At 62.4% G+C, this 18,478-nt stretch carries 21 protein-coding genes and 1 pseudogene; 17 read left to right on the forward strand and 5 right to left on the reverse strand.

Features of this window, described 5'->3' with window-relative positions; translation table 11 throughout:
* Positions 1-256 (reverse strand): annotated as a pseudogene (locus NKI50_RS08960) (MFS transporter); the annotation flags it as partial.
* 118 nt (positions 257-374) lie between these two features.
* Between NKI50_RS08960 and NKI50_RS08965 the strand changes: the two are divergent.
* The 7 genes from NKI50_RS08965 to NKI50_RS08995 all read left to right on the forward strand — a co-directional run bounded on the left by NKI50_RS08965 (position 375) and on the right by NKI50_RS08995 (position 6,140).
* Positions 375-1,028 (forward strand): TetR/AcrR family transcriptional regulator, encoded by a 654-nt coding sequence (locus tag NKI50_RS08965; RefSeq protein WP_352716242.1) that lies wholly within the window; start codon positions 375-377, stop codon positions 1,026-1,028.
* A 131-nt stretch (positions 1,029-1,159) separates the two neighbouring features.
* Positions 1,160-2,086 carry a histone deacetylase family protein gene (locus NKI50_RS08970; RefSeq protein WP_023716906.1) on the forward strand — a complete coding sequence of 309 codons (927 nt, stop codon included), beginning with the start codon at positions 1,160-1,162 and terminating at the stop codon, positions 2,084-2,086.
* A gap of 3 nt (positions 2,087-2,089) precedes the next feature.
* Complete coding sequence (locus NKI50_RS08975; RefSeq protein WP_352716244.1) at positions 2,090-2,341, forward strand: exodeoxyribonuclease VII small subunit; 252 nt, start codon at positions 2,090-2,092, stop codon at positions 2,339-2,341.
* A gap of 107 nt (positions 2,342-2,448) precedes the next feature.
* Positions 2,449-2,715 (forward strand): DUF2277 domain-containing protein, encoded by a 267-nt coding sequence (locus tag NKI50_RS08980; protein WP_023716908.1) that lies wholly within the window; start codon positions 2,449-2,451, stop codon positions 2,713-2,715.
* A gap of 9 nt (positions 2,716-2,724) precedes the next feature.
* Entirely contained in the window at positions 2,725-3,645 is a 921-nt protein-coding gene (locus NKI50_RS08985; RefSeq protein WP_352716246.1) for a pirin family protein, read from the forward strand.
* 81 nt (positions 3,646-3,726) lie between these two features.
* On the forward strand, positions 3,727-5,640 hold the full coding sequence (dxs, locus tag NKI50_RS08990) for a 1-deoxy-D-xylulose-5-phosphate synthase (protein WP_023716910.1): 1,914 nt from the start codon (positions 3,727-3,729) through the stop codon (positions 5,638-5,640).
* Between the two features lie 206 nt (positions 5,641-5,846).
* Positions 5,847-6,140 (forward strand): hypothetical protein, encoded by a 294-nt coding sequence (locus NKI50_RS08995; RefSeq protein ID WP_352716248.1) that lies wholly within the window; start codon positions 5,847-5,849, stop codon positions 6,138-6,140.
* Between the two features lie 3 nt (positions 6,141-6,143).
* Here the strand turns inward: NKI50_RS08995 and NKI50_RS09000 are convergent, their stop codons facing one another.
* Positions 6,144-6,545 (reverse strand): GFA family protein, encoded by a 402-nt coding sequence (locus NKI50_RS09000; RefSeq protein WP_352494381.1) that lies wholly within the window; start codon positions 6,543-6,545, stop codon positions 6,144-6,146.
* 174 nt (positions 6,546-6,719) lie between these two features.
* On the opposite strand from NKI50_RS09000, the gene NKI50_RS09005 reads away from it, so the two are divergent.
* The 4 genes from NKI50_RS09005 (at position 6,720) to NKI50_RS09020 (ending at position 9,713) form a co-directional block, all read left to right on the forward strand.
* The gene (locus NKI50_RS09005) at positions 6,720-7,529 is read left to right on the forward strand and encodes a TlyA family RNA methyltransferase (RefSeq protein WP_352547559.1); all 810 of its coding nucleotides are present in this window, start codon (positions 6,720-6,722) and stop codon (positions 7,527-7,529) included.
* Positions 7,526-8,767, forward strand: a complete 1,242-nt coding sequence (locus tag NKI50_RS09010) for a class I SAM-dependent RNA methyltransferase (protein WP_023716913.1) — start codon at positions 7,526-7,528, stop codon at positions 8,765-8,767. Before NKI50_RS09005 ends, NKI50_RS09010 begins: the two co-directional genes overlap by 4 nt.
* A gap of 75 nt (positions 8,768-8,842) precedes the next feature.
* A complete protein-coding gene (locus tag NKI50_RS09015) occupies positions 8,843-9,214 on the forward strand; it encodes an antitoxin Xre/MbcA/ParS toxin-binding domain-containing protein (RefSeq protein WP_023716914.1) in 372 nt (123 codons plus the stop codon).
* Positions 9,180-9,713: an RES family NAD+ phosphorylase gene (locus NKI50_RS09020; protein ID WP_502895932.1), complete on the forward strand. Its 534-nt coding sequence runs from the start codon at positions 9,180-9,182 to the stop codon at positions 9,711-9,713. The genes NKI50_RS09015 and NKI50_RS09020 overlap by 35 nt, the downstream gene beginning before the upstream one ends.
* 249 nt (positions 9,714-9,962) lie before the next feature.
* On the opposite strand, the gene NKI50_RS09025 is transcribed toward NKI50_RS09020, so the two are convergent.
* The 3 genes from NKI50_RS09025 to NKI50_RS09035 all read right to left on the reverse strand — a co-directional run bounded on the left by NKI50_RS09025 (position 9,963) and on the right by NKI50_RS09035 (position 12,802).
* A complete protein-coding gene (locus NKI50_RS09025; RefSeq protein ID WP_352716250.1) occupies positions 9,963-10,670 on the reverse strand; it encodes an NAD-dependent deacylase in 708 nt (235 codons plus the stop codon).
* A 66-nt stretch (positions 10,671-10,736) separates the two neighbouring features.
* Entirely contained in the window at positions 10,737-12,149 is a 1,413-nt protein-coding gene (tldD, locus tag NKI50_RS09030; RefSeq protein WP_352639105.1) for a metalloprotease TldD, read from the reverse strand.
* 128 nt (positions 12,150-12,277) lie between these two features.
* Positions 12,278-12,802: an invasion associated locus B family protein gene (locus NKI50_RS09035; RefSeq protein ID WP_023716918.1), complete on the reverse strand. Its 525-nt coding sequence runs from the start codon at positions 12,800-12,802 to the stop codon at positions 12,278-12,280.
* 371 nt (positions 12,803-13,173) lie between these two features.
* Between NKI50_RS09035 and coxB the strand changes: the two genes are divergently transcribed.
* The 6 genes from coxB (at position 13,174) to NKI50_RS09065 (ending at position 18,451) form a co-directional block, all read left to right on the forward strand.
* Entirely contained in the window at positions 13,174-14,052 is an 879-nt protein-coding gene (gene coxB, locus NKI50_RS09040; RefSeq protein ID WP_023716919.1) for a cytochrome c oxidase subunit II, read from the forward strand.
* 38 nt (positions 14,053-14,090) lie between these two features.
* Positions 14,091-15,743: a cytochrome c oxidase subunit I gene (gene ctaD, locus NKI50_RS09045; RefSeq protein ID WP_023716920.1), complete on the forward strand. Its 1,653-nt coding sequence runs from the start codon at positions 14,091-14,093 to the stop codon at positions 15,741-15,743.
* Positions 15,744-15,819: 76 nt separating this feature from the next.
* Complete coding sequence (locus NKI50_RS09050) at positions 15,820-16,764, forward strand: heme o synthase (protein ID WP_352716253.1); 945 nt, start codon at positions 15,820-15,822, stop codon at positions 16,762-16,764.
* Complete coding sequence (locus NKI50_RS09055) at positions 16,761-16,928, forward strand: cytochrome c oxidase system small membrane protein (protein ID WP_023716922.1); 168 nt, start codon at positions 16,761-16,763, stop codon at positions 16,926-16,928. Before NKI50_RS09050 ends, NKI50_RS09055 begins: the two co-directional genes overlap by 4 nt.
* 7 nt (positions 16,929-16,935) lie before the next feature.
* Positions 16,936-17,568: a cytochrome c oxidase assembly protein gene (locus NKI50_RS09060; protein ID WP_352547562.1), complete on the forward strand. Its 633-nt coding sequence runs from the start codon at positions 16,936-16,938 to the stop codon at positions 17,566-17,568.
* Between the two features lies 1 nt (position 17,569).
* Positions 17,570-18,451 carry a cytochrome c oxidase subunit 3 gene (locus NKI50_RS09065; RefSeq protein ID WP_023716924.1) on the forward strand — a complete coding sequence of 294 codons (882 nt, stop codon included), beginning with the start codon at positions 17,570-17,572 and terminating at the stop codon, positions 18,449-18,451.
* Positions 18,452-18,478 lie beyond the last annotated feature (27 nt).

Raw genomic sequence — 18,478 nt, forward strand, 5'->3', positions numbered from 1 at the left:
TCACGGTGGTCGGCACCACAATCCGCGTCTGGCCGAGGCGATCCACCAGTCGCGATACCTGTGGCGCGACGAAAGCGTTGGCAAGCGCATATGTCGCGGAGACAGCGCCGGCCAGCCAGTATTCGCCATCAGTCTGTGACAGCATCGCAACGATCCCGATCGGAGCCATGGCCATCGGCAGCCGGGCAACGAACCCGGCTGCGGCGAAGCCTATGGCGCCAGGCGGGCGAAAGATCTGGGTATAGGGATTTTGCATGGTCTGGCTCCTCGACAACGAACGGTTCGACGATTACATACGTAACGTATGAGTTTAAATAGATCATACGCCGCGTATGTCAATTGGCATACGAAGCGTATGTTAATAGGGCCAGAGCATGCACAGACCACGCAAGGAGATGATTGCCGAGACCCGCGCCAAGCTGATTGCCGCGGCACGCCAGGCCTTCGGGACGCTCGGCTATGCCGAAGCCTCGATGGATGATTTCACGGCATCGGCCGGGCTGACGCGCGGTGCGCTCTATCATCACTTCGGCGACAAGAAGGGCCTTCTCCAGGCGGTCATCGCCGAGATCGACGCCGAAATGTCGGCCCGGCTGAAGGTCGTTTCGGCCAAGCCGGACAATCTCTGGCAGGGCTTTGTCGACGAATGCACCGCCTATATTGAGATGGCGCTGGAGCCGGAGATCCAGCGTATTGTGCTTCGCGACGGCCCGGCGGTGCTCGGCGATCCATCGCAATGGCCAAGCCAGAGCACATGCATCCGCTCGATGACGGAGAGCCTGCAAAGACTGAGCGACGAGGGGACCATTCTTGCCGTCGATCCCGAAGCCGCGGCAAGGCTGGTCAGCGGCGCCTCGTTGCATGCGGCGCAGTGGATCGCAAATTCGAACGATCCCGAAGCGACGTCGAAGAAGGCAGTGAAGGCGTTCAAGGTTCTTCTGGAAGGGCTTCTCAATCGCACCGGCAGGCTGCACCAGCCTGATCGACTATCGTCGATGCACCCCGAGATTGACCAGTCACCGGCCTGAGGTTGTTCTTTCCAGCAATCTGGCGGCTCGCGCTGGAACCAGCCGGCCCCGCCCGCTTAAACCCTGTTGAACATCACACCAGCGAGACGCTAAAACATGGCCAAAGCGTCGAGGCGCGCCTATATCGGGGCATGGTCACGAGACTTTACACCCATCCGATTTTCCTCGAGCACATAACCCCGCCCGGTCACCCGGAGCGGCCGGACCGTTTGCGCGCCATAGAGCGTGTGCTTGACGACGAGGCCTTCGCGGCGCTCGATCGCGTCCAGGCGCCGGAAGGCGACGAGGCAACCATCCTTTACGCGCATCCGCCCGAATTCGTCGAACGTGTCCGCACAGCGATACCGGACACCGGCATCGCCCGTATCGACGCCGATACCACCGCCAGCCCAAAGAGCTGGCAGGCGGCCGTGACTGCGATCGGGGCTGCCAACGCTGCTGTTGACGACGTCTTCACCGGCCGTGCCGACAATGTCTTCGTCGCCGCACGGCCGCCTGGCCATCATGCCGAAAAGACCACCTCCATGGGTTTTTGCCTGTTCAACACCGCGGCGATCGCGGCACGCTACGCGCAGAAGAACCATGGCGCCGACCGCGTTGCCGTCGTCGACTGGGATGTGCATCACGGCAACGGCACGCAGGACATTTTCTGGGACGATCCGTCGGTGCTCTATTGCTCGACGCACCAGATGCCGCTTTACCCCGGCACCGGGGCCGTGAGCGAAACTGGCGCCGGCAACATCGTCAACGCGCCGCTGGCGCCGCAGAGCGGCAGCGATGTTTTCCGCGACGCCTTTCTGTCGCGCATCCTGCCGGCGCTCGACAATTTTGCGCCCGATCTTATCATCATCTCCGCCGGTTTCGACGCCCACCACCGCGATCCGCTGGCCGAGATCAACCTGACCGAGGATGATTTCGACTGGGCGACCGGCCAGTTGCTCGAACGCGCCGGGCGCCTTAGCGGCAATCGGGTCGTCAGCCTGCTCGAGGGCGGCTACGATCTGCAGGGATTGGCATTTTCAGTCGCCGCCCATGTCGGGCGGCTGATGAAGGGATAGACGATGGCTGGTGAGACCAACGAGGACGTCAAGGCGATGAGCTTCGAGCAGGCGCTCGACGCGCTAGAGAGCATCGTCGACGATCTGGAGCGCGGCGACGTGCCGCTCGACCAGTCGATCCGCATCTACGAGCGCGGCGAGGCGCTGAAGGCGCATTGCGACCGGCTGTTGAAGGCGGCCGAGGACAAGGTCGAGAAAATCAGGCTGTCGCGTGACGGCAGGCCGGTGGGGACAGAGCCGTTGGACGCGGATTGAGGCGGCCTCGAACGACGATTGTGCTTGCCGGCTTTGGACATCACCATGATTGAGGATAAAACTCATCCCGTCTGAAACGGCTCCAGGACGAGAGGAGATTGCGAACGATGTGCAGAAACATCAAAACCCTGTTCAATTTCGATCCGCCGGCAACCAATGACGAGGTCCGCGATGCCGCACTTCAGTTTGTCCGCAAGCTGAGCGGAACGACGCGACCGTCAAAACAGAACCAGCATGCGTTCGACCATGCCGTCGAGGCCATTGCCGCCTCGGCGCGCGAATTGCTCGACAGCCTCGAAACGACGCAGCATCCGCGCAATCGCGAAGAGGTGGCGGCCAAGGCGAAGGCCAAATCTGCACTTCGCTTCGCCTGAGGGGACCGCGTGAGCTTCTTTCCCGGAAACGATCCGCAGATGGGCGATGCCTTCGCCAGCGATCAGATCGAGCTGATGGTCATTCCGAACGCCAAGGATATTGGCGGATTTCAGGTTCGCCGCGCCTTGCCGACGGCCAGGCCCCGGCTGGTCGGACCTTTCATCTTCTTCGATCGTATGGGTCCGGCAGTTCTTCGGGCCGGCCAGGCGCTCGACGTCCGTCCGCATCCGCATATCGGACTGTCGACGGTGACTTACCTGTTCGACGGCAAGATCAGGCACCGTGATTCGCTCGGCACCGAGATGGTGGTCCAGCCCGGCGACGTGAATCTGATGACCGCCGGCCGCGGCATCGTCCATTCGGAGCGCACGCCAGAAGAACTGCGCGGCGCGCCGATGTCGGTTTCCGGCCTGCAGACATGGTTGGCGCTGCCGGACGGCAAGGAGGAGGTCGCGCCGATCTTCGAAAACACCGCGGCGCTGCGCCTGCCCGAAATCGATGCCGAGGGGGTCAGCGGCCATATCGTCATCGGTGCGTTTTCCGGAATGCGCTCCCCGGTCGCGACCGCTTCGGACACACTGTACGCCGATCTCAGGCTGGCGCCGGGTGCCAGCGTGAAGATCCCGGCCGATGCCGAGGAGCGCGCCATCTATACGCTGGAAGGCGAGGTTTCGATATCCGGTGACCGCTTCCCGGCCGAGCGGCTGCTGGTTTTCCGGCCCGGCGATGAGATCGTTGTTTTATCGGAGAGCGGCGCTCATTTCATGCTGTTTGGCGGCGCTTCGCTCGGTTCGAAACGTTATATCTGGTGGAATTTCGTATCGTCCTCAAAGGAACGCATCGAACAGGCGAAAGAAGAATGGAAGACGGGCCGCTTCGATATCGTTCCCGGAGACGAGCAAGAGTTCATCCCGCTGCCCGAAAGCTGATGCGCGTTACCGCCACATTTACATTCGCCGGCCAGCGGCATATTTCACGATGAACAGAAAATCTGACCAGGCTCGCAAACAGTGAACGCAAAGCCCGATACGCCGCTTCTCGACAAGGTCCGCGTCCCAGCCGATTTGCGCACGCTTGCCGAAGGCGACCTGCCGCAGCTGGCTTCCGAGCTTCGCGCCGAACTGATCGACGTCGTCTCCCACACCGGCGGGCATCTCGGCGCCGGCCTTGGCGTGGTCGAGTTGACCGTCGCGCTGCACTACGTCTTCAACACGCCGGACGATCGGCTGATCTGGGACGTCGGCCACCAGGCCTATCCGCACAAGATCCTGACCGGCCGCCGCGACCGCATCCGCACGCTGCGGCAGGAGGGGGGGCTGTCCGGTTTCACCCGTCGCGTCGAGAGCGAATACGATCCGTTCGGCGCAGCCCACTCCTCGACCTCGATTTCAGCCGGCCTCGGCATGGCGATGGCGCGCGATCTGTCCGATGGCCGCAACAATGTCATTGCCGTCATCGGCGACGGCGCCATGTCGGCCGGCATGGCTTATGAGGCGATGAACAATGCCGGCGCACTCGATGCCCGGCTAATCGTCATCTTGAACGACAACGATATGTCGATCGCTCCACCGACCGGCGCAATGAGCGCCTATCTGGCCCGTCTGGCGTCTGGCAAGACCTATCTGGGGTTGCGCGATTTCGGCAAGAAGCTGACGTCCTATCTCGGCGAGCGCGCCGATCGCGCCATCAAGCGGGCGGTCGAGCACGCGCGCGGCTACGTCACCGGCGGCACGCTGTTCGAGGAAATGGGTTTCTACCACATCGGCCCAATCGACGGCCACAACCTCGAGCACCTGATCCCGGTGCTGAAGAACGTCCGCGACAATGCCGACGGCCCGGTGCTGATCCACGTCGTGACCCAGAAGGGCAAGGGCTACGCCCCGGCCGAGGCGGCCGCCGACAAATATCACGGCGTCAACAAATTCGACGTCATTACCGGCGCCCAGGCCAAGGCGCCCGCCAACGCGCCGAGCTACACCAAGGTGTTTGCCGACAGTCTGATCCAGGAGGCCCGAGAGGACGACCGCATCGTCGCCATCACCGCCGCCATGCCGAACGGCACCGGGCTTGACCTCTTCGGCGAAGCGTTTCCGGCGAGGACCTTCGATGTCGGCATTGCCGAGCAGCATGCGGTGACCTTCGCCGCCGGCCTTGCCACGGAAGGCTTCAAGCCTTTCGCGGCGATCTACTCGACCTTCCTGCAGCGCGCCTACGACCAGGTCGTCCACGACGTGGCGATCCAGAAATTGCCGGTGCGCTTTCCGATCGACCGCGCCGGCTTCGTCGGCGCCGATGGTGCCACCCATTGCGGCGCTTTCGACACCACCTTCCTGGCGACGCTGCCCGGTTTCGTCGTCATGGCGGCGGCCGATGAGGCCGAGCTGCGCCACATGGTACGCACCGCTGCAAGCTACGATGACGGCCCGATCGCCTTCCGCTATCCGCGCGGCAACGGCGTTGGCGTCGAGATGCCGCAGCGCGGCTCGGTATTGGAGATCGGCAAGGGCCGGATCGTCAGGGAAGGCACCAAGGTTGCGCTGCTTTCCTTCGGCACCAGGCTGCAGGATTGCCTGGCCGCGGCCGAGGAGCTTGGCGCGGCGGGGCTTTCGACCACGGTCGCCGATGCCCGTTTTGCCAAGCCGCTCGACGAGGATCTGATCCGGCGGCTGGCCCGTTCGCACGAGATACTGGTGACGGTGGAAGAGGGCGCGGTCGGCGGCTTCGCCAGCCATGTGCTGCAGTTCCTGGCCCACGAAGGGCTGCTGGAGAGCGGCCTGAAGGTGCGCCCGCTGGTGCTGCCCGACACTTTCGTCGACCATGCCAAGCCGGAAAAGATGTATGCCGATGCCGGGCTGGACAGCGCCGGCATCGTGCGCACAGTGTTCGTGGCGTTGGGGCATACCGCGCAGGCCCAGCGCGCCTAGTTGTTTCCGCGTTTCTGCAACGCCAAAAGATTCTGCTTGGCTGCAAATGCCAGTCTGAATCAAGATCTCAACTGCTTGAATCAAATTACCGGCGAACAGTCGTAAGATACTGTTTACGCTGCCATTTGGCGATTTGCTTACCGTGTCCTTTGGCTGTTTTTCAACGCCGCCCTGCTAGAAAGCGACCGGCAGGGGAAAGAAGACCAATGAGATCGCCTTTGGGCGGCATCGCGCTAACGGCCATCTTCGCCGCGTCGGCCGTGGCCGAAACGCGCTACGACCGCAAACTCGAAGAGGCGGTGATGGGCATCGTCGCCGGCAAGATCGGCCAAATCCGTGGCGGCTTCTCCTACAAGGAGGCGCCGCAATTCGTCGTCGTGCCAGATACCTTGCCGAAGGCGTCCATTTCCGTTGACCGGCCGCGCCCGCAGGTGTCCGGCGACAGCAGCGACGGTCTGACGCCGGCCGTTGAACGGCGGGTTTCGCGGACCATATTCTAGGAACTAGAACCACATATCCCGCACACAGCGACCATCCCTCGGCAAATCCTCGAATGTGTCGAGACCGTCGAAATGATCGATCGGGAGGTCGGCGACAGCCTCCGGCGGCGCAAGCCTCATATTGACGGCGATGCGGTGGCGACCGGCGGTATCGGCACGCAATCCGCGCCAGGCCAGGACGCAAGCGCACGTTGGACAGAACAGAATCTCAAGCGAAGGGTGAGCCCTTCCAACGCGCGTATAGGCACTCACGGGCCCCGCAAGGCGGATGCGTTCGTCGACATAGTCATACGCCCAGAGCGTGCCGTAGCGACGGCAAAGCGTACAGTTGCAGGCAGTGATCGAACCGGGATCGCCCTCCAGGGTCCAGTGGGCTGCGCCGCAGTGGCAGGTTCCCGTCAGCATGTTCCTCCTCCACGTTTCGACGGCTAAACGGCATCTCTTCTTAGCATTGCGTCGGGTGTCGTGCGAGGTTCGACAAACAGCGGAGCGGCTGATGAGTTCACCCGCTTTTCCAACTATGCCTTGTCTCATCGCCAATATCCTTGCCATCATCGTTGGCATTCGCCATGAAGGCCGATGACTTCCCTTCCGCCAGCCAGCATTCGCCAGCGGCTCGACGAATTACTCGTCCAGCGCGGCCTGTTTGCCAGCCGCTCGCGTGCTCGCGATGCGGTGGCGCGCGGCACCGTGACGGTCGACGGCATCGTCGCCCACAAGCCGGGCCAGGCCGTTCTGCCTGAGTGCAACATCGTCGTTGACGATCCGGCGCAAGGTTACGTCTCGCGCGCCGCACTGAAGCTGAAGGCTGGTCTCGACCATTTCGGCCTCGACCCCACCGGTAGCGAAGCGCTCGATGTCGGCGCCTCGACCGGCGGCTTCACGCAGGTACTTCTCGAACGCGGCGCGGCGCATGTCACGGCGATCGATGTCGGGCACGGCCAGATCCACTCCGACATTGCCGGCGATCCGCGCGTGACGGTGATTGAAGGCCTGAATGCGCGCGAACTGTCGGCCGCCGATCTCGGCGGCCGTGTGCCGGATTTCATCGTCTCGGATGTCAGCTTCATATCGCTGAAACTGGCGCTGCCGCCGGCGCTTGCCTTGGCCAGGAACGGCGCAAAAGCCGTGTTTCTGGTCAAGCCGCAATTCGAGGCCGGCCGCGAGGCGATCGGCAAGGGCGGCCTGCTGAAGGACCCCTATGATGCGGCGCGCATTGCCGGCCTGATGCAGGACTGGCTCGATGCCATTCCCGGCTGGCGCTCGTTGGGACTTCATCTGTCGCCGATAGAGGGCGGCGACGGCAACCGCGAGTTCCTGCTCGGCGGCATCAAGGCCGTCGCGACCAAGCCTGCCAAGATCGGGCGGGCCGGGATTGAGAAGCGATGACCACGCGTTTCACGATCGCAAAATTGGGCTCGCAGGGCGACGGCATCGCCGAGACCGAGACCGGCGAGGTTTTCATTCCGTTTACGCTGCCGGGAGAGGTCGTCACCGCCGGGCGGGAGAAAGATCGCGCTACCTTGATGTCGGTGCTTGAGGCCTCGCCGCTGCGAGTCGATCCGCCGTGCCGCCATTTCGGCGAATGCGGCGGCTGCGCCGTCCAGCATCTCGAGACTGAAGCCTATCACCAATGGAAGCGCGAAAGGGTCGTGCATGCGCTGAAGAGCAAGGGCATCGCCTGCGATGTCGGCCCGCTGGTGCCGTGCGCGCCGCACACGCGCCGCCGCGTCGTCTTCACTGCCCGGCGGAGCGAGGCGGGAATGCAGTTCGGCTTCGTTCGCGCGCTGTCGTCCGAAATCATCTCCATCGAGGAATGCCCGATCTCGCTGCCGCAGATCGTCGCTGCGCTCGACCGTTTGAGGATGCTTGCCGGACTGATCTGCACCACGACCAAATCGTTCCACATGGCGGTGACGGTGACCGGTTCCGGCCTCGATGTCGCGGTTCACGATTCCGGTAAGCTTGGCGAGAACCAGCGCCGCGTCGCCTCGAACTTTGTCATTGCCGAGAGGCTAGCCAGGCTGTCGGTCGACGGCGAGATCATTATCGAACCAAAGAAACCGGTCGTCCTGTTTGGTGGCGTCGCTGTCGCAGTGCCGCCAGGCGCTTTCCTGCAGGCGACCGAGGCCGCCGAAGAAGCGATGGCCGACATTGTCGGCCAGCATCTCGCGCGCGCCAAAAAGGTCGCCGATCTCTTCGCCGGCTGCGGAAGCTTCGCACTGCGTCTGGCCTCAAGATCGGAGGTTCATGCGGTGGAAGGCGATGCGGCAGCACTCTCGGCGCTTGACCGGGCCTTCCGTTTCGCCAGCGGCCTGAAGCGGGTGACCGGCGAACGTCGCGACCTGTTCCGGCGGCCGCTCACATTCAAGGAGTTGAATGCCTTTGACGGCGTAGTCTTCGACCCGCCCCGCGCCGGCGCCGAGGACCAGTCGAAGCAGATCGCGCGCTCCGACGTGCCGCTCGTCGCCGCGGTGTCCTGCAATCCGGTGACGCTGGCGCGGGATCTTCGCATCCTCCTCGATGGCGGTTACGCCTTGAAGAGCGTAATCCCGATCGACCAGTTCCTGTGGTCGCCGCATGTCGAGGCCGTCGCGCTGTTGGAGAAGCCGAGACGAAGGCGCTAGCAGCTAGGGCTTGAAATGCGCACCAAAAAAGCACATTTTGAGTGTACGTCGTTCAAACTGGGCTAGGAAATTGCCATGAGCACCGCAGCCTTTGAAAATTCGGCATCGCGCTTCGGCGAGGAGCGGGCGCCGTTTCTCTCGCCGAGGCGGGTAGCCGCACTGCTAGGGGTCAATATGACTGAACTGGCCGGCCTGACCGGTCTCGCGCGCAACACGCTTGCCGCCAAGTCCGGTGCGCGCAAGGTCGACGCCGCATTGAGTCCCATCGTCCGCATCCTGGCGATGGCCGGCGAGATGGCCGGTGATGAACAGCGTGCCGCGATCTGGTTCAAACATCAGCCGATCCCCGGCTGGGCGGGAAAGACCGCCTACGATCTCGTTCGCGAAGGCAAGACTGACAAGGTGCTTGCCTATCTGGAGGCAGTCCGCTCCGGCATCTATGCCTGAACCCAGGCTGACTCTATGGCGCGCTTTTGTGCCGCGCTGGGCCCATCTGCCGCTTTCCGGTGAGGGCGCGGCCCGCTTCGGCGGCCGCTGGAATCCGATTGGCACGCCGGCGATCTACGCCGCCCGGGAACTGTCCACGGCTTGGGCCGAGTACAATCAGGGTTTTGTCCAGCACCCGGCGCTGATTGCACAATTGAAACTGTCAGGCGCCCGGCTGGCCGACCTGACAGAGGCTGATACGCTGTCGAAGCTCGGTGTAACGGCCGACATTCACCGGTGCGAATGGCGTGACATCGTGGATGGAGGCTTTGTGCCCGAGACGCACCAACTGAGAGACCGCTTGCTTGGCGACGGGCTGCACGGCGTGATCTACCCGTCCTTCATGTCGCCTGGCGGCACATGCGTCGCGCTGTGGCGCTGGAACGAAAACGATGCTCCGGATCTTGAAATCATCGATCCCGACCATCGCCTGCCGAAAACAGCGGCATCATGGCTTTAGGGCAGTTCGAGCTGCGGCGGGCACACCCGCCTCCATCTCTTCCAACGTCTTCGGCCTGCCTATGTGGGGCAGGGATCCAAATACGTCCTCTGGCCGTGTTAAAGGCAAGACTGGAACAGGCAGTGCGACTTGATCGTCGGTCGAACTGGTGACTTCTAGCTTTTCTCCGGCAGCGATCACAGTTTCCTCTCCCGACATAACAAAGATGCTGATCGCGCGCTGAATTCAAGGCTGCATAGCCAGACGGTGCTAGCCTGCGCCTGAAAGGACGCGCTCGACGAAGGCGGGCACCACTTGTGTCGCCGGCCCTTCCATCTGCTCGTCGAAACGGGAGGCCCAGCCGGCGCATTTCAGATTGAGTTCGGCTGTTACGGCTCCGGCCGCGCGTGCCTCCTCCACGAAACCTGCTGCCGGGTAGACACTCCCGCTGGTGCCGATGGCCACGAATAGGTCGCAGCGCGTCAGCGCCTCGCCGACCTCCTCCATGCGGTAAGGCATTTCGCCGAACCAGACCACGTCAGGCCTCAATTGACCTTTTGCGCCACACGCTGGACAGGCCGAATGGGCAGCGATGTCGTCGGCCCAGGTGCTGCTTTGCCCGCAGGTCAGGCAAAGGGCATGGCCCAGTTCTCCATGCATATGGATCAGTTTGCGCGAACCGGCGCGCTCATGCAGGTCGTCGATATTCTGCGTGACGACGAGGACGTCGCCTGGGAATTTCTGCTCGAGCTTGGCCAGCGCGGCGTGCGCCGCATTCGGCTCGACGCTGCCCATCTGCCGCCGGCGCATATTGTAGAAATCCTGCACCTTTACGGGGTCGCGCGCAAAACCTTGCGGCGTGGCCACGTCCTGCAGGTCGTATTTCGCCCAGACCCCGTCGGGATCCCGGAACGTGGCGACGCCCGATTCCGCCGAAATGCCGGCGCCTGTCAGGATGACGATTTTGGCTTTGGACATGGTCGAAGACACCGGCATCCGGAAACATCATTTGGAAGGCGATGTTACCGGAAGGCGGCAGCCGCATCAAACCCTGGTGCCGCCGACCGTCATCTGGTTCATCCTGAGATGCGGCTGGCCGACGCCGACCGGCACGCCCTGTCCGGCCTTGCCGCACATGCCGATGCCGGTGTCGAGCTTCATGTCGTTGCCGACCATCGAAACGCGATGCATGGCATCCGGCCCATTGCCGATCAGCATGGCGCCCTTGATCGGTTGCGTCACCTTGCCGTTCTCGATCATGTAGGCCTCGGTGCAGCCGAACACGAACTTGCCCGAAGTGATGTCGACCTGGCCGCCACCGAACGACACGGCATAGATGCCGTTCTTGACCGAGGCTATGATTTCCTCCGGCTCCATGTCGCCTGCCGTCATGTAGGTGTTGGTCATGCGCGGCATCGGCTCATGCGCGTAACCTTGGCGCCGCCCGTTGCCGGTGGCCTTCATGCCCATCAGCCGTGCATTCTGGCGGTCCTGCATGTAGCCGACCAGCTTGCCATCATCGATCAGCACGTTATGGGCCGAAGGCGTGCCTTCGTCGTCGACGGTCAGCGAACCTCGCCGCTCGGGCATGGTGCCGTCGTCAACGACGGTGACGCCTTTCGCCGCCACCTGCTGGCCAAGCAGGCCGGCAAAGGCCGACGTCTTCTTGCGGTTGAAATCGCCTTCCAGCCCGTGGCCGACGGCCTCGTGCAACATGACGCCCGGCCAGCCGCTCGACAGCACGATGTCGAAAGTGCCGGCAGGTGCTGGAACCGCTTCGAGATTGACGAGCGCCTGCCGCAGTGCCTCCTTGGCCGCGTGCCGCCAGCTGTCCTCGACCAGGAATTCGCCAAAATCCTTGCGGCCTCCCATGCCGTAGGAGCCGCTCTCCTGGCGGTCGCCGTCGCCGACCACCACCGATACGTTGATCCTGACCAGCGGGCGGATGTCGCGGACCATCTGGCCATCGGCGCGCACGATCTCGACATGCTGCCAGGAGGCGGCGAGCGACGCCGTCACCTGCCTGACGCGCGGATCTTCGGCCCGCAGCCATGCATCGATTTCCTGAAGCAACTTGGCCTTGGTCTCGAAGGAAGGCGAGGGGATCGGGTTTCCGTCGCCGTAGAGATGGCGGTTGGTGCGGGCGGGCGCTGCGGCAAGCGTGCCGGAATAGCCGCTCTTCACCGTCGAAACGGCATCGGCGGCGCGCCGCAGCGAGGCTTCGGAGAGATCACTGGAATGGGCGTAGCCGCTGGCCTCGCCAGCGACGGCGCGCAGGCCGAAACCCTGGTCGGTGTTGAAATTCGCGGTCTTCAGCTTGCCATTGTCGAACATCAGCGCTTCGCTTTCGCTGTATTCGAGAAACAGTTCGCCGTCGTCGGCGCCGTTGATGGTCTCGGCGACGATCTGCTTGATGCGATCGTCGGAAATGTCGAATTGGCCGATCAGGCTGTTCATGGCAGGTCCATTCGCAGGAGGATTGTTTCCCACGATGTAGGCGCGAAGGCCTGCACAGACAATCTGAAATGAGATTTGCCGTGACCGCGGCCGGTCAACAATCACTGGATCGTGCTACAAGACCGCGTTCAAGGCAGGGCGGCGAAGCCGTCGGCAAAACCCTTGAGGTCGACGGGAATGCCGATGCCTTCTTCGGGCGTCTGGAAGACGATAAAGGTCGCCGACGTACCGGTCTTCAGCGTGTCGAGCAGCGGCTTTTCCAGGATGACCTCGGCATAGCAGCCGTCCTGGAAACAGCGCACGAAATAGGCGCGGCCGATATCCTTGCCGTCGACATTGAGGCCGAGGCCGTTGGGCAACAGCACGCCGAGCGGCGCCAGCACACGAAGGATTTCGGCCTTGTTGTCGGCTGTACGCAGCACGACAACGGAAAGACCCATTTCCGGGCGGTCCTCGGCGACCACGTTCTGCATCATCACGCATTGTTCGGACGTAGCACCGGCCGGCGTATCGCAGATGATCGACCACGCCCCATGCGTCGACTTCACCGTGCCGCTTGGCTGCGCGGCATTGGCCAGGCCGCCGCCTGACAAGGCTATTGCGGCGGCAACAAGGATGACCTCCGCCAAGGTTCTCGAAAGCCAAGCGTTCATGACGGCTCCATTGCGAATCACGGCACTTTAAGCCGCACTAAACCCAAGTAAAGGACGAGACCCCCGCGGTCTGCCCCGACATAGGCGACAATGCGCTTTTCCGTGCCAATTTCGCCCTAATTGCGACGGTTTCGCGCGCCGCGCGGCTCATTCTGCCGGGATGCCGCTCCGGTGATTCGCGACGAGCGGTCACCGCACGAAGCTACAGCCGCGCTTGCGCGCAAAAATGCCGCACGGGTTCCGCCGCTCCTTTCTTGCGGAGGCAAATAGAGTATGGTTTGAACCAGCCTTGAATTGTCCGGGATTCCCGTCCCGGCATTATTCGGCATTCTTGCGGTCCGATCGCGAGGAACTGGGAGATGACGAGGGCGATGAGAAAATTCCTGGCAACCGCCAAAATCGTAGCTAGTGCCGCCGCCACGTTGTTTGCCGCTGCATCCGCTCATGCAGCCCAGCCTCAACCCTGGGAAACCAGTTTTCAGCCTCCGGCGACCGATATTATGAGGCAGATCGAGTGGTTCGGAAACTATTCGTTCGCGTTCATCATTGTGATCACCGCCTTGGTGCTTTTTCTGATCGCCTACTGCATTTTGAAATTCCGGGCGAGCGTCAACCCGACCCCGTCGCGCACCAGCCACAACACGCTGATCGAGGTCATCTGGACTGTCGGTCCCGTCGTCATCCTGCTCTGTCTCGCCATTCCTTCGTTCCAGCTGCTGACCGCGCAATACACGCCGCCGGAAGAAGCCAAGCTGACCGTCAAGGCGACAGGCAATCAGTGGAACTGGGATTACGAATACCAGGTCGACAACACGCTTTCCTTCAATTCCGCGATCCTTCAGGATGCCGACAGGGCTGCTGCCGGCAAGGAAGATCGCGCCGCCTATCCGCGCCTGCTCGCCGTCGACAATGAGATGGTGGTGCCTGTCAACACCATGACTCGCGTGCTGGTGACGGCGACCGACGTCATTCACGCCTTTGCCATGCCGTCCTTCGGCATCAAGACCGACGCGGTGCCGGGCCGCATCAACGAGGTGTGGTTCAAGGCCGACAAGGAAGGCCTCTATTACGGCCAGTGCTCGGAACTCTGCGGCAAGGACCACGCCTTCATGCCGATCGCCATTCGCGTCGTCTCCGATGCGCAATACAAGACCTGGCTGGCGGCAGCCAAGACCGATCTTCCCGGCGCCAACAAGGCGCTGATGGCCGAGGTCGATGGCACGAACAAGGTAGCGGCCGCCGGCAACTGATGCCGCGACCAGAAAAGATTCAGGGAACGGAGCCGACCATGGCAGACGCTGCAGCTCACGACGACCACGACCACAAGCCGTATCATGGCTGGGTCCGGTGGGTGTATTCGACCAACCACAAGGACATCGGTACGCTTTATCTGATCTTCGCGATCATGGCGGGCTGCATCGGTGGCGCCTTATCGGTCGTCATGCGCATGGAATTGCAGGAGCCGGGCATCCAGATATTCACTGGCCTGGCACAGATGGTCTACGGCATGAACGGTGACGCCGCCATCGACGGCGGCAAGAGCATGTACAATGCCTTCACCACCGCGCATGCGCTGATCATGATCTTCTTCATGGTGATGCCGGCGCTGATCGGCGGCTTTGCCAACTGGATGGTGCCGATCATGATCGGCGCGCCGGACATGGCGTTCCCGCGCATGAACAACGTCTCGTTCTGGCTGCTGCCGCCGGCTTTCATCCTGCTGATTATCTCGGCCTTCGTCCCGAGTGCGCCGGGCGCCTATGGCGTCGGTGGCGGCTGGACGCTTTATCCGCCGCTCTCGACATCGGGCCAGCCTGGACCGGCCATGGACCTGGCGATCCTTTCAATCCACATCGCCGGCGCCTCCTCGATTCTTGGCGCCATCAACTTCATCACCACCATCTTCAACATGCGCGCGCCCGGCATGACCATGCACAAGATGCCGCTGTTCGCGTGGTCGGTGTTGATCACCGCCTTCCTGCTGCTGCTGTCGTTGCCGGTGCTGGCCGGCGGCATCACCATGCTTTTGACCGACCGCAATTTCGGCACTACCTTCTTCGCCCCGGACGGCGGCGGCGACCCGATCCTGTTCCAGCACCTGTTCTGGTTCTTCGGCCATCCAGAAGTCTATATCCTGATCCTGCCGGGCTTCGGCATCATCAGCCATATCATCTCGACCTTTTCGAGGAAGCCGGTGTTCGGCTATCTCGGCATGGCCTATGCGATGGTTGCCATCGGCGCGGTGGGCTTCATCGTCTGGGCCCACCACATGTACACGACGGGCCTGTCGCTCGACACCCAGCGCTATTTCGTCTTCGCCACCATGGTCATCGCGGTGCCGACGGGCGTGAAGATCTTCTCGTGGATCGCCACTATGTGGGGCGGGTCGATTTCGCTTAAGACCCCGATGCTGTGGGCGATCGGCTTCATCTTCCTGTTCACAGTTGGTGGCGTCACCGGCGTGCAATTGGCCAATGCCGGCCTCGACCGCCCGCTGCACGACACCTATTTCGTGGTTGCGCACTTCCACTACGTGCTGTCACTGGGCGCGGTCTTCGCCATCTTCGCCGGCTGGTACTACTGGTTCCCGAAGATGACCGGCTACATGTATTCGCCGGTGATCGCCAACACCCACTTCTGGGTCACTTTCGTCGGCGTCAACCTGGTCTTTTTCCCGCAGCATTTCCTCGGTCTCTCCGGAATGCCGCGTCGCTATATCGACTATCCCGATGCCTTCGCCGGCTGGAATATGGTGTCGTCCTACGGCTCGTACATCTCGGCTGTCGGCGTCGTCATCTTCCTGTTCGGCGTCTTCGAGGCGTTCCAGAAGAAGCGGGTCGCCGGCGCCAATCCTTGGGGTGAGGGTGCGACCACGCTGGAATGGCAGCTGCCTTCGCCGCCGCCGTTCCACCAATGGGAACAGCTGCCGAAGATCAAGTAGGCGGTTGCCTCCTTTAATACAGAACCGCCGGCCGTCCGGCGGTTTTGGCCAACGGAATGATGGACTCTAAGTACGCATGGCCCTTGCCGAAGACAGACTGATTGACGAGCCGGGCTTCCGCATGTCGGAAGCGACGGCGGGCGATTTCTTCGCCCTGCTGAAGCCGCGCGTCATGTCGCTGGTGGTGTTCACAGCGTTTGTCGGCATGGTCGCCGCCCCGGTGACCATCAATCCGCTGCTGGCGGTGATCGCGATCCTGGCTATTGCCATTGGTGCCGGCGCGTCCGGTGCGCTCAACATGTGGTATGACGCAGACATCGATGCGGTGATGACGCGCACCGCCGGCCGTCCCGTGCCGGCCGGCCGCATACGGCCTGGCGAGGCATTGAGCTTCGGGCTGGTGCTGTCGGTTCTGTCGGTGATGACGCTCGGCGTGCTGGTCAACTGGTTGGCCGCATCGCTTCTGGCCTTCACCATCTTTTTCTATGCCGTCATCTACACGATGTGGCTGAAGCGCTGGACGCCACAGAACATTGTCATCGGCGGTGCTGCCGGTGCCATTCCGCCGGTCATCGGCTGGGCGGCGGTAACCGGATCGGTCAGCCTCGAAAGCTTGGTGCTGTTCCTGATCATCTTCCTGTGGACGCCACCGCATTTCTGGGCGCTCGCGCTCTTCAAGTCGGAGGACTACGCCAAGGCAGGCATTCCGATGATGCCGAATGTCGCCGGCCATCCCGCGACCAGACGCCAGATCTTTGCCTATGCGCTGGTCCTCGCGCCGGTTGGCGTGCTGCCCTGGGTTCTCGGCTTCACCACGCCAGCCTATGGCGTCGTTGCATTGCTGCTCGGCGCCGGCTTCGTCTGGTATGCGTGGAAGGTGCTGCAAATGGCCGATGACGACCGGGCGATGAAGCCGGCCAAGGCCCTGTTCGGCTATTCGCTGCTCTATCTCTTCGCCATCTTCGCCGCCTACCTTGGCGATTGCGTCGTCGCGCGCGCGCTGACCATCGGTGGAGCATGAGCATGGCCGAAAAGAAGCTTGAACTGGTCACGCTGACCGACCGTCAGCAGAAGGCCCGCCGCAATCGCTCGGCCGCAATCGGCTTCGCGCTGGCGGCGCTGGTGGTCATATTCTACGTCGCGACCATCGTGAAATTTGGTCACAGCGTCACCGGTTCGATGTGAGCTGAACATGACCAGGCAAACAGTCACCGACCCCACGAAGAAGAATACGAACCGCGTCGTCGCCGGCGTCTGCATCGCGTTCTTCGGCGGCATGATCGGCATGGCCTATGCCGCGGTGCCGCTCTACGCGATGTTCTGCCAGGCGACAGGCTACGGCGGCACCGTAAAACGGGCGACCCAGCAATATGCCGATCGGGTGCTCGACCGTGACATCACCATCCGCTTCGATGCCAACACCGTCGGCATTCCCTGGCAATTCCAGCCGGTCGCCCGCTCGATCACCATCAAGATCGGCGAAACAGCCGAGGCGCATTTCAGCGCGACCAACAAATTCAGCCGGCCCATCACCGGACGCGCCACCTTCAATGTACAGCCTGAACTGGCCGGACCTTACTTCAACAAGGTCGAGTGTTTCTGCTTCACCGACACGACGCTGAAGCCGGGCGAGACGTTGGACATGCCGGTCGTGTTCTATGTCGATCCCGACATCGTCAACGCGCCGGAATTGAAGGATTTGAAGACGATTACCCTGTCCTACACGATGTTCCCGGTCGACAAGACCAAGCCGGTCGCATCATCGGTGCCGGCCGACGGCCGCCGCAACAAGAGTTCAGATACCGAAGCAAGCCTCGGGGGTTGATATGGCAGACGCACACGCAAAACCGCAACATGACTACCACCTCGTGGACCCGAGCCCATGGCCTTTCCTGGGCTCCGTCGGGGCGCTGGTGACCGCGATCGGCGGCGTCTGTTACATGCAATATCTCAAGGGCGGCGATTTCCCCATCTTCGGTTTCAACATCGCCAATCCATGGTTGTTCTTCATCGGCCTGCTGATCGTCATCTACACGATGTTCGCCTGGTGGTCGGATACGATCAAGGAAGCGCATGAGGGGCACCACACCCGTGTCGTGTCGCTGCATCTGCGCTACGGCATGATCATGTTCATCGCCTCCGAGGTGATGTTCTTCGTCGCCTGGTTCTGGGCGTTCTTCGACGCCAGCCTGTTCCCCGGCGAGGTCCATCAATACGCCCGTACCGCCTTCACCGGTGGCGTCTGGCCGCCCAAGGGCCTCGAAGTTCTCGACCCTTTCCATCTGCCGCTTTACAACACCGTCATCCTGCTTTTGTCGGGCACCACGGTGACCTGGGCGCACCACTCGCTCATCCATGGCGACCGCAAGGGGCTGATCAATGGCTTGGTGCTGACCGTCGGCCTCGGTATGCTGTTCACCATGGTGCAGGCCTACGAGTACATGCACGCGCCATTCGGCTTCCGGGATTCAATCTACGGCGCCACTTTCTTCATGGCGACCGGCTTCCATGGTTTCCACGTCATCATCGGCACGATCTTTCTGCTGGTCTGCCTGATCCGCGCCATGAAGGGCGACTTCACGCCCAAGCAGCATTTCGGCTTCGAGGCCGCCGCCTGGTACTGGCATTTCGTCGACGTGGTGTGGCTATTCCTCTTTGCCTCGATCTATGTCTGGGCATCGAACGGCGCAATGATCGAACCGCACTGACATTGGCCCGAGGAAATAGGCCCGAGG

Origin of the sequence: Mesorhizobium sp. M0563 (genome assembly GCF_040321065.1) — a bacterium.
GTDB lineage: Bacteria > Pseudomonadota > Alphaproteobacteria > Rhizobiales > Rhizobiaceae > Mesorhizobium.